9 protein-coding genes and 1 pseudogene are annotated in these 9,425 nt (G+C 67.3%); 7 read left to right on the forward strand and 3 right to left on the reverse strand.

The features are described 5' to 3' along the window. On the reverse strand, positions 1–998 hold a 998-nt coding region (locus DBR34_RS18090), incomplete at its 3' end, for an efflux RND transporter periplasmic adaptor subunit (RefSeq protein WP_258224102.1). 124 nt (positions 999–1,122) lie between these two features. On the opposite strand from DBR34_RS18090, the gene DBR34_RS18095 reads away from it, so the two are divergent. The 7 genes from DBR34_RS18095 (at position 1,123) to mgtE (ending at position 8,317) form a co-directional block, all read left to right on the forward strand. Next, a complete protein-coding gene (locus DBR34_RS18095; protein ID WP_128097806.1) occupies positions 1,123–1,794 on the forward strand; it encodes a TetR/AcrR family transcriptional regulator in 672 nt (223 codons plus the stop codon). A gap of 138 nt (positions 1,795–1,932) precedes the next feature. Continuing rightward, positions 1,933–2,580: a protein-L-isoaspartate O-methyltransferase gene (locus DBR34_RS18100; protein ID WP_128097807.1), complete on the forward strand. Its 648-nt coding sequence runs from the start codon at positions 1,933–1,935 to the stop codon at positions 2,578–2,580. A gap of 16 nt (positions 2,581–2,596) precedes the next feature. Then, positions 2,597–3,958: a TolC family outer membrane protein gene (locus tag DBR34_RS18105; RefSeq protein WP_128097808.1), complete on the forward strand. Its 1,362-nt coding sequence runs from the start codon at positions 2,597–2,599 to the stop codon at positions 3,956–3,958. Between the two features lie 263 nt (positions 3,959–4,221). Continuing rightward, complete coding sequence (locus tag DBR34_RS18110; protein ID WP_128097809.1) at positions 4,222–4,746, forward strand: hypothetical protein; 525 nt, start codon at positions 4,222–4,224, stop codon at positions 4,744–4,746. A gap of 52 nt (positions 4,747–4,798) precedes the next feature. Next, on the forward strand, positions 4,799–5,707 hold the full coding sequence (locus DBR34_RS18115) for a hypothetical protein (protein WP_128097810.1): 909 nt from the start codon (positions 4,799–4,801) through the stop codon (positions 5,705–5,707). A gap of 432 nt (positions 5,708–6,139) precedes the next feature. Next, positions 6,140–6,808, forward strand: a complete 669-nt coding sequence (locus DBR34_RS18120; protein WP_128097811.1) for a hypothetical protein — start codon at positions 6,140–6,142, stop codon at positions 6,806–6,808. A gap of 126 nt (positions 6,809–6,934) precedes the next feature. Then, entirely contained in the window at positions 6,935–8,317 is a 1,383-nt protein-coding gene (gene mgtE, locus DBR34_RS18125; RefSeq protein ID WP_128097812.1) for a magnesium transporter, read from the forward strand. A gap of 12 nt (positions 8,318–8,329) precedes the next feature. Here mgtE and DBR34_RS18130 read toward each other — a convergent pair whose 3' ends face one another. Both DBR34_RS18130 and DBR34_RS23890 read right to left on the reverse strand, forming a co-directional pair. Then, entirely contained in the window at positions 8,330–8,797 is a 468-nt protein-coding gene (locus DBR34_RS18130) for a hypothetical protein (protein WP_128097813.1), read from the reverse strand. 49 nt (positions 8,798–8,846) lie between these two features. Further along, positions 8,847–9,425, reverse strand: a pseudogene (locus DBR34_RS23890) (3-deoxy-D-manno-octulosonic acid transferase); the annotation flags it as partial.

Below are 9,425 nucleotides of genomic sequence, written 5' to 3' on the forward strand. Positions count from 1 at the left end.
GTCACACCGGACAGCACCGGCACCGCGTCGGCACCGTAGGCCCCCACCGTCACGGGGGTGGCCTTGAGCGCGCCATTGACCGGGTTCACCACCCACACGCTGGCCTTGCCGTCAGCCCCACGCAGCACCGCGGCCAGCGGCAGCTGCAGGGTGCCGCTGCGGCCGGCGCGGGCAAACACGCGCGCGCTCTGGCCCAGTTCCACTTCGCTCAGCGCCTCGGGCGCCAGGCTGACCCGGGTGGCGTAGGTGCGGGCCTGCGCGTCGGCGGCCGGGGCGATCTCGCGGATCGTACCGGGCAGCAGCTGGCCCGGGCGGTTCCACAGTTCCACCTGCACCGGCTGGCCCACCTGGTAGTCGCGGATGCTGCTTTCCGGCAGCGCGATCAGCACCTCGCGGCCGCCGTCGGCCGCCAGGGTGAACACGGTCTGCCCCGCGCTCACCACCTGCCCGGCTTCGACCTGGCGGCTGGCGATCACACCGTCGGCCGGTGCGCGCAGCTGCGCGTAGTCGGCCTGGTTGCGGGCCACGGCCAGGTTGGCGCGGGCCGCATTGGCCTGGCCCTGCGCGGCCTTGAAGGCGGCGGTCTGCTGGTCCAGCGCGGAACGGCTCACCAGCTGGTCTTCGGCCAGCTTGGCGTAGCGCTTCTGGTCGTCGCGTGCACGCACCAGGTCGGCATCGGCGGCGGCCAGCTGGGCCTGCGAGGCGGCGGCCTGGGCGCTGTAGTCGGCCGCGTCCAGTTCGGCCAGCAGCTCGCCCTTGCGCACGCGCTGCCCGGCATCGACCAGGCGCTTGACCATGTTGCCCCCCACCCGGAAGGACAGCTGGCTCTCCTGGCGCGCATGCACCTCGCCCGGATAGGCGGCCGCTTCCTGCCCGGCCACGGTGCCCGGATGCACCACCAGTACCGGAATGGCCGCCACCGGCTCGGCATCGTGCTTGCCGCACGCCGCCAGCAGCACCACCAGCAAACCACCGCCCATCCAACGCATGCTTTTCATGAGGTACAGGACCTGAGAAGAAATCCGGGAAATTTCGCGCCGGCAACATACTGTTGCAGCACGGCTAATAGTGAACCAGCCGGTATAGTATAAATATCGAACCGATTGGTCTAGTATTGTTTGGATGACCGATTCGACCGCCCCTCTCCCCCCTGCAAAGCCTGCCGCCAAGGCCTCCGGGCCGGGACGCCCGAAGGACCTGGGCAAGCGCGCGGCGATCCTGGAGGCCGCCAAGGCATTGTTCGTGGACCAGGGCTACAACGGGGTGAGCATGGACAGCATCGCCGCCCAGGCGGGCGTGTCGAAGCTGACCGTTTACAGCCATTTCGGCGACAAAGAGACACTTTTCACCGAAGCTGTGAAGTCCACCTGTGTCGCCATGCTGCCCGACGCGCTGTTTGTCACCGACGCCGAAGGGCCGTTGCGCGACCAGCTGCTGGGCATCGGGCATGCCTTCTTCAGCATGATCACCTCCGCCGAGGCGGTGGCCGTGCAGCGGGTGATGATGGCCCCGGAAACCGATGACCGCCTGCGCGAGATGTTCTGGGTGGCCGGCCCGCAACGCACCACCGACGCCCTGGCCGAGTTCCTGCGGGCCCGCGTGGCCCGGGGCGAGCTGGAGATCGAGGACTGTGAAACGGCCGCGCTGCAGTTGATGACCCTCATCAAAGGCGAGCTGCATACGCATATGATGTGCGGGCTGCGACCGACCCCGGCCGACTGCGACGCCGATGCCCATGTGAGCGCCAGCGTGGCGTTTTTCCTGAGGGCCTACGCGCCGCGCCCCACGGCGTGAGAACAACATGAATGGACCGGAGGTCGCGGTGACTTCCGGCACTGCGACCCCGGCGCGACGGCAGCGATGCTCTCAGCGCGCCGCCGGCTCCCGGCACCGGTAAAATGGCCGGCCCACTGCGCTGGAACTAGAAACCTCATGACGATCGATTACTCCCACGCCCGCGAACTGATGGTCGAACAGCAGATCCGTCCCTGGGACGTGCTGGAGATCCGCGTGCTCGATGTACTGGCACGCCTGCCGCGCGAAGCGTTCGTCGCTGAATCGCACAAGGCCCTGGCGTATGCCGACATCGAACTGCCGCTGGGCTTCGGGCAGAAGATGATGAAGCCGGTCATCGAAGGCCGCACCCTGCAGGCGCTGGATCTGCAGCCGGGCGACGAAGTGCTGGAAATCGGCACCGGCAGCGGCTTCCTGAGCGCCTGCATGGGCGAGCTGGCCCGTGAGGTGCTGAGCCTGGAAATCCAGCCGGAACTGGCCGCCGCTGCGCGTGCGCAGCTGGACGCCGCCGGCCTGGGCAACAACGTGCGGATCGAAACCGCCGACGCCCTGACCTGGAACACCGAGCGCCGCTTCGACGCCATCTGCGTGACCGCCGCGGTGGACACCATCCCGTCACGTTTCACCCAGTGGCTGCGTCCCGGTGGCCGCCTGTTCGTCATCCACGGCCGTTCGCCGGTGATGGAAGCGGTGCTGGTCAAGGCCGACGGCAGCACCGAGTCGCTGTTTGAAACCGATATCGATTACCTGCGCGGTGCCGCTCCGGCGCCCCAGTTCCAACTCTGAGTCCAAGGAAGCCGCAATGATCCGCCGATCCCTCGCTATTGCGCTGGCCGCCGCCCTGCTGCCGATGACCGCCTCTGCCGCCGACCTGCTGCAGGTCTACGAAATGGCGCGCAATGGCGACCCGCAGCTGTCCGCGGCTGAATCGACCCGTCTGTACGACAAGGAAGGCGCCGTGCAGGCGCGTGCCGCCCTGCTGCCGCAGCTCAATGGCGAGGCCGCGCTCAACCGCAGCCGCAGCGACGACCGCGGCTTCAACACCGGCACGTCCACCACCAAGCGTCGTACCTACACGATCAACGGCACCCAGACGTTGTTCAACTTCAGCCAGTTCGCCAACCTGCGCTCGCAGCGCGAACTGAGCCAGGCCGCCGACTTCACCCTGGATTCGGCCAACGACAGCCTGATCGTGCGTACCTCGGCGGCGTACTTCAACGTGCTGGTGGCGATCGAATCGCTGACCGCCGCGCAGACCAACGAAGCCGCGGCCAAGAAGCAGTTCGACTTCGCCGACAAGCGCCTGGAAGTGGGCCTGGCCCCGATCACCGACGTGCATGAAGCGCGCGCCCAGTACGACCAGGCACGCGCCAACACCATCGTGGCCCAGAACACGCTGGCCGACAGCTACCAGGCCCTGACCGAGTTGACCGGCCAGCCGGTGGCCGACCTGCGCGCCCTGCCGGCCGACTTCCGCCCGGAACTGCCGGCCAAGTACGCCCAGATCGACCAGCTGGTCGGCGAGGCGGTGGCCCAGAACCCGGCGCTGAAGGCGCAGGAACTGAAGGTCAGCGCGGCCGAGTCCGGCGTGTCGGCCGCACGCGGCGGCCACTACCCGACCCTGTCGCTGGGCGGCAGCTGGGGCAAGAGCGCCACCTGGGGCGATTCCAACGTCGGCAGCGGCGGTGCCTTCAACCCCGACCTGCGCACCAATAGCGTGGGCCTGACCCTGAGCGTGCCGATCTTCTCCGGCGGCGCCACCCAGTCCGGCGTGCGCCAGGCCCTGGCCCAGCGCGACATCGCCCAGGACGGTTACGAGCAGCAGAAGCGCGCCCTCGACCGCAACACCCGCAACGCCTACCAGACCCTGGTGGCCGGCATCAGCGAAGTGGAAGCACGTCGCCTGGCGGTGGTTTCGGCACAGAGCGCCTACGACGCCTCGCAGGTTGGCCTGGAAGTGGGTACCCGCACCGTGCTGGACGTGATCCAGAACCAGCGCATCCTGTTCTCGGCGCAGCTGGACTACGCCAACGCGCGCTACACCTTCCTGCAGAACCGCCTGCAGCTGGGCCAGGCCGTGGGCACGCTGGACATCGCCGAACTGCAGGACATCAACCGCCTGCTGACCCAGGCTGCTGCCACGCCGAGCACCCAGGTCAACTGAGTTCAACGGCAGCGCACCATTCAAAGCCACCCGAAAGGGTGGCTTTTTTCATGGGCGAGGTGGAACGCCTGGCTGCATGCGGAGCCGACACGGCGGCGACCGTCGCATTTCGTCCCATTCCGATAGGTCTGCAGGATAGGAACCTGTAGCGTTGGACGCGCCGGATACATGGATCACTTCGCTGAACACCGGCAAGCACCATCATTCTTCTGCCTTGAACCACCCGTCTGGCAGGCCTCCCGCTTTCGAAAAGGAAGGTATAGATGAAGGCTAAACGACACATCCTCGTAGCTCTCCCCGTGCTCCTCTTCGCAGCTGCACAAAGCCCAGCGCATGAAACCATGACGATCAGTGACGCCGTCATCGACCGCGAGCTCGCCGAGAGAGAGCTTGCGCTAGCTGCCGCTCCAATCCGATCGAGACAGGTCCTGGAACGCTATATCTCCGAAGGAAGGCTGCGCGATAGCGGCTTGCAGCGCATGCCACTGGCCGCCCGCACTCGATTCCTGCAGTCCCTTGTTTTCAATGAAAATGGCGTTAGCAGCTTTGATTACCGGGACATTGTCAGCCATCTCGAACCGATGGAAATTTACGCAGTGCTATCGCTGTTCGGCGCCCAGCGATCCGCAGGAGCGATTCCCGGATTCGCTGAACGTGCAAGAGCGGCCGGAATGCGTTGGCCACCAGAGATGATAGAACCCCCCGTGGACTACCCCGATAAAGTCTGCGCAGCCAAGGCCAGCTGTGCAACATGGGATGGCGGGGTCTGCATAGGAAGCAATTGCTGAAAGAGGCAGACGCTGCTTCACCCGAGGCAGCATCTGTCATCAGGCATAGTCCATGAGCGCACATTTTCTCCTCCTGCTGGCATCCAGCCTCAGTGCTGGTGTGCAGAGCACGCTTCCTGCGGATTTTGAACGCGTTGTTCAAGCCGAGCTCACACACGCCGGATCCACCTCGGCCGTGCGCGGGAAGGCGATCGCAGACGCATACGAGCAACTGCATTCTGGCGCCCGTTCCTCGGGACTTGACGCTCTTTCCGACAGCGATCTGGATCTCCTGCTGCGCGCCGCGCGCAAGCTGCAGATCTACCGGCCTCAGGAGCGCATTGAGCGCGACATGGCGGCTGTCGTCGATGTGCTTGTTCGCAGAGGCGCGCTGTCGACCGCGCACCTCGAGACGTGGTTCGACGCCGCCATGGCCACGAGGAACTTCGCCACGGCCACGTCCATTCTTCTCGCACACCCCCGGATTGGACGACGGCCTCCGCCAAAGGTGATGGACGCAGCTATCCATGTGGAGGGCGTGCCGGTGTACGCGTTGGCCGATGACGGCCGGTCCCTGCTTCGGAGCCACATTCCCGCGCAGTCCGGACGTTGGCTGGTTGTCGTATCCAGTCCCGGATGTGGCTTTTCCACACGCGCAGCAAACGACTTGCATGCCAGCCGGATCTTTCGCGAACGACTTGCCGAACGGGATGTCTCCACGGCGTGGCTGCAGCCGGTGGAAAAGACCTTCGATATTGCAGGTGCACGGCGATGGCGTGATCGGCACCCCGACTTCCCACTGTACTGGGCGTCCGCACAACATGACTGGCCGCAGTTGGAGACGTGGGATACCCCCGGCTTCTATCTTTTCCAGGAAGGCCACCTGATAGGGGCAGCCAGCGGATGGCACGACACCCGGGATGGTATTCAGGCAGTGCTCTCACTGCTGGATCAGATCCCCACCCGCCACCCTCCCTTCTGAGGCGGTACGCATGACGCGGCGCGGCCATCGTGCGCGACGCCAGCCGATCACGTCATTGCGCCACAGTCGCCATCGCACGCCATTTTGCCGCCAACCCGGCATCTTCCATGTTTCAGGGCGTGCGCCGGCATAGCGCCGCGATACCTTGGTATAGACGGCCGAAATACGCTTGACCGTGCCATCGCCACGCTCTAACTTCCGCCCCGCACCACCCTTCCCTTCCGCCCAGAGACCCCTCCTTGGACAGTCATAGTCGACCTCGTTGCTGCTCCTGAGCCGACGGACCCGCTGACCCCAAGGTTGGCTCCGTCCGCACAGGACGGGGCTCGCCCGCGCATCGCATGATGCGCCCGCCTCGCATCACCTGCATCGCCGTTTCCAACGACCCCGACGAGGGTGCCGCTGGCGTTTCCGATTGCCTGGAGATTGCCCATGCACCATTGCCGTGTGCTGGTCCCGCTGTTGTTGAGCGTGGCCGTGCTTCCCTTCGATACACATGCCGCCGCCAGCCTGCTGGTGGACGACGCCAGCATCACCGATGCCGGCCAGTGCCAGCTGGAAAGCTGGGTGCGGCATACCCGCGACGGTCAGGAATGGACCGCGGTACCGGCCTGTACCGTGGCCGATACCGAATGGTCGCTCGGCCTGACCCGTCTGCCGGGGCAGTCCGCCGCGCAGTGGGCGGTGGGCGCCAAACGCGTGCTGGTGGCACCGGTGCAGCGACGCTGGGGCCTGGCCGCCAGCGCCAGCCTGGGCGGCACTGCGCACCGTCCGCGCAGCGATGACTGGAACCTCACGGTTCCGCTGACCGTCGCGCTGGATGCGCAGGACCGGGTGCAGCTGCACCTCAATCTGGGCTGGGCCCACCACGCGCATGTGCAGGGCCGCACCAGTGGTGTCGGCATCGACGTCGCGTTGCACCGCGACTGGTCACTGCTGGCCGAAAGCGCGCGCGATGCAGACCGCCAACGCAGCAGCCAGCTGGGCCTGCGCCGGGTGCTGTGGCCGGGCGCCAGCGTGGACCTGCTCGCCGGGCAGGTGCATCACCAACGCACCACGCGCTGGCTGACGCTCGGTTTCAATCTCGCCGCCCCGCCCTGAGCTGCTGCTGCGGGCCTCGCCTGTCGCACGGCGTCGCACCGCGTCGCCCGCCCGCTGCCCTGCCGCGCCCGCGTCGTTCCCGACGCCCGCTGCGGCACGCGTCGCCGTTACCTGCTGGAGATTCCCATGAACCGCGAAGACCTTCTGTTCTCGATCCGCGCCCTGATCCGCTCGCGCGATGCCGCTGCCTTTGCCAGCATCGCCAGTACCACGCATGCACTGGACCTGGTCGAAGCCCTCGACCTGTTCGGTACCGATGCCACCCTGACCCTGTTGACGCTGCTGCCCCCGGCGGCACGTGCCGAGCTGTTCGCCCACTTTCCCGACGGCGCCCAGGACGCGCTGCTCACCGCAATGCCACGCGACGCCGTGGTGACGCTGTTCGAGCATCTGCCGTCCGACGACCGTGCCGACCTCTACCACCGCCTCGATGACGCGGCTCGGCAGCACCTGCTGCCGGCGCTGGCCAAGGTCGAGCGCGACGACCTGCTGCGCATGGCCGCCTACCCCGAAGGCACCGTGGGTGCGGTGACCACCTCCGACTACGCCAGCCTGGCTCCGCAGATGACGGTGGCCGACGCCATCGCCCACCTGCGCCATACCGCGCTGGACAAGGAGACCGTCAACATCCTATTCGTGCTCGACCACGACCAGCGCCTGCGCGGCAGCGTCACGCTGCGCGACCTGGTGCTGGCCGACGGCCGCGTGACGGTCGCATCGATCATGCGCAGCCCGCCGACCACCGCCGATGCCTACTGGCCGCAGCTGCGGGCGGCCGAATTGATCCGCCGCTACGACCTGCTGGCGCTGCCGGTCACCCATGCCGACGGACGCATGATCGGCATCGTCACCGTCGACGATGCGATGGACATCGAGAAGCAACAGGATGCCGCGCAGCTGGCGCGCTTCGGCGGCACGGTAAGCGCGCAGGGCAACGACCTGGACGTGCGCAGCACGCCGCTGACGCAGATGTTCCGGGTGCGCGTGTTCTGGCTGGCGATCCTGACCGGCTTCGGCATCCTCACCAGCACCTTCGTGGCCGCGCAGGAGGAACTGCTGTCGCAGGTGATCGTGCTGGCGGCGTTCATCGCCCCGATCGTGGACATGGGCGGCAACACCGGCAGCCAGTCGGCCACGCTGGTGATCCGCAGCATGGCGCTGGGCGAGCTGACGCTGCGCTGGCGCGACGTGTGGTTCGTGATCAGGCGCGAGCTGCCGGTGGCCGCCGGCCTGGGCGTCACCATCGCCGTGCTCGAAGCGATCCTGGCGTACTTCAGCAAGGGCGTGGGCATGGACGTGCTGCTGGTGGTCGGCTCCAGCATGCTGGTGTGCACCGCGCTGGGCGGCATCATCGGCGCGCTGCTGCCGTTCGCGGCACGCCGCATCGGCACCGACCCGGCCACGCTGTCGTCGCCGATGATCACCTCGATCATGGATCTGATCGGCGTGTTCATCTACTTCGGCTTCGCCTACCTGTTCCTGGGCGACCTGCTGACAGCAGCGGCGTGAGCCGCGACGCGATCAGCCGCGGCCTTCGACCAATTCACGCAGGCAGGATGGATCCACCACGAAGGACCACCGCGCCTCCATTCCGATGCCAGCGGTGTAGACGACGCAGAACACCGCCTTGTCCCGGGAATGGATCACGCCGGGGTCCGGCCCGACCCGCACGGTCAAGCGCTGGTTGCCGTCCTGCTCCGGCGTCAGCACGCACTCGAAGGGCGTGAACCGTTCCTGCCAGAGGGCAAGGTGCCCGCATAGCGCAGCCAGGGCGCTGTCGCGGATCGGTACCCGGCCCAGCTCGGTGCGATGGACCGGTGCGCTGCGCCGGCTGTCATCGTCGTCTCGGTCCCAGCCATCGGTGCCGACCTCCACCCGGTACAGCCGGTGGTGCGGCGGCGCGGCGCCCTCCAGCGGCGACAACCGAAACCACTCGGTGCCGCGGTTGGACAGCATTGCCCAGACCTTTGCGTCATGGTGTTCGCCCATCCGTGCCTCCCTCTGTCTGGATTCCCCTTCCACCGCAAAAAGGGGGCCGTTACTCCACCGGCGGCGGCAGGTGCGGGGCGATCAATGCCACGGTGCGGTCGAGCGCGCCGCGCCCATTGCTGACCAGCATGCAGCCGGCGCGGGCCATGTCTTCGCGTGCCTGCGGGTCGCGCAGCAGGGTCAACAGCGCATCGCCCACGCCCTGCGCATCGTCGGCGATCACCACCGCACCGGCCTCGCGCATGCGCCGGGAGATCTCGGCGAAGTTGTGCAGGTGCGGGCCGGTCACCGAGGCGGTGCCCATGGCCGCCGGTTCCAGCAGGTTGTGGCCGCCGATGGCCTGCAGGCTGCCGCCGACGAAGGCGACCTGCGCGCAGCCGTAGAACGACATCAGCTCGCCCAGCGTGTCGATGACGAATACGTCGGTGTCGGCCTGCGGCCACTGCTGCTGGCGGCGCGTGGCCACCTTCCAGCCCTGCTCGCGGGCCAGCGCCTCCACCCGCGGGAAGCGCTCGGGATGCCGCGGCGCCCACAACAGCAGCAGGCCCGGCAGTGCCTCGCGCAGGCGCCGGTGCAGGTCGATGGTGGCCTGCTCTTCGCCTTCATGCGTGCTGGCGGCGATCCACAC

Source organism: Stenotrophomonas sp. HMWF003, from assembly GCF_003061285.1.
GTDB lineage: Bacteria > Pseudomonadota > Gammaproteobacteria > Xanthomonadales > Xanthomonadaceae > Stenotrophomonas > Stenotrophomonas maltophilia_AP.

What these genes read in the sequence shown, in the direction of transcription:
- DBR34_RS18095 (WP_128097806.1), top strand. Translation starts at nt 1,123, where the DNA reads ATGACCGATTCGACCGCCCCTCTCCCCCCTGCAAAGCCTGCCGCCAAG.
- DBR34_RS18100 (WP_128097807.1), top strand. Translation starts at nt 1,933, where the DNA reads ATGACGATCGATTACTCCCACGCCCGCGAACTGATGGTCGAACAGCAG.
- DBR34_RS18105 (WP_128097808.1), top strand. Translation starts at nt 2,597, where the DNA reads ATGATCCGCCGATCCCTCGCTATTGCGCTGGCCGCCGCCCTGCTGCCG.
- DBR34_RS18110 (WP_128097809.1), top strand. Translation starts at nt 4,222, where the DNA reads ATGAAGGCTAAACGACACATCCTCGTAGCTCTCCCCGTGCTCCTCTTC.
- DBR34_RS18115 (WP_128097810.1), top strand. Translation starts at nt 4,799, where the DNA reads ATGAGCGCACATTTTCTCCTCCTGCTGGCATCCAGCCTCAGTGCTGGT.
- DBR34_RS18120 (WP_128097811.1), top strand. Translation starts at nt 6,140, where the DNA reads ATGCACCATTGCCGTGTGCTGGTCCCGCTGTTGTTGAGCGTGGCCGTG.
- mgtE (WP_128097812.1), top strand. Translation starts at nt 6,935, where the DNA reads ATGAACCGCGAAGACCTTCTGTTCTCGATCCGCGCCCTGATCCGCTCG.
- DBR34_RS18130 (WP_128097813.1), bottom strand. Translation starts at nt 8,797, where the DNA reads ATGGGCGAACACCATGACGCAAAGGTCTGGGCAATGCTGTCCAACCGC.